Origin of the sequence: Blautia sp. MCC270, from assembly GCF_018785605.1 — a bacterium.
Classification (GTDB): Bacteria; Bacillota; Clostridia; order Lachnospirales; family Lachnospiraceae; genus Blautia_A; species Blautia_A fusiformis.
This window is the reverse complement of sequence record NZ_WQQD01000064.1, coordinates 1-423: the sequence shown is the minus strand read 5'-3', so window position 1 is coordinate 423 and position 423 is coordinate 1. Positions and strand designations below refer to the sequence as shown.

General features: G+C 41.4%; 1 protein-coding gene and 1 pseudogene. Both read left to right on the top strand.

Annotated elements, in window-relative coordinates; translation table 11 throughout:
- Window positions 1-162 (top strand): annotated as a pseudogene (locus GPK58_RS12150) (prevent-host-death protein); the annotation flags it as partial.
- A gap of 1 nt (window position 163) precedes the next feature.
- On the top strand, window positions 164-423 hold a 260-nt coding region (locus tag GPK58_RS12145), incomplete at its 3' end, for a type II toxin-antitoxin system RelE/ParE family toxin (protein ID WP_215638716.1).

The window sequence follows — 423 nt, the reverse complement described above, 5'->3', positions numbered from 1 at the left end:
AAGAATGGTAGAGGACGTTTTGTGGTTATGGATTTTGAAGATTATGAACGTGATCGTGCGGAAAAGAAGCTTTTGATGAAGCTGCAGGAAGCCGAAGAAGCAGTGAAAGACGGCGAAGGATGGCTGGATTTGGATGAACTGAAGGCACTTGTGGGGGAATAAGATGTTAGAATTGCGGATTAACCCGATTGTTGCAAAGGATCTGAAGACTATTCGGGATTACATTGCTGAAGACAATGAGGAATATGCGGCAAAGACCATAAAGGAAATTTACGGTAAATTTGAGAACCTTCAGATGTTTCCGGGAATGGGGGCGGATCTTTCCAAACGGGTAAGCTTTCGTACAGATTATAAATATGCAATATGGGAAGATTATGTGATTATCTATAAAGTGGGCAGTGAGTATGTAGAGATTTATCGTGT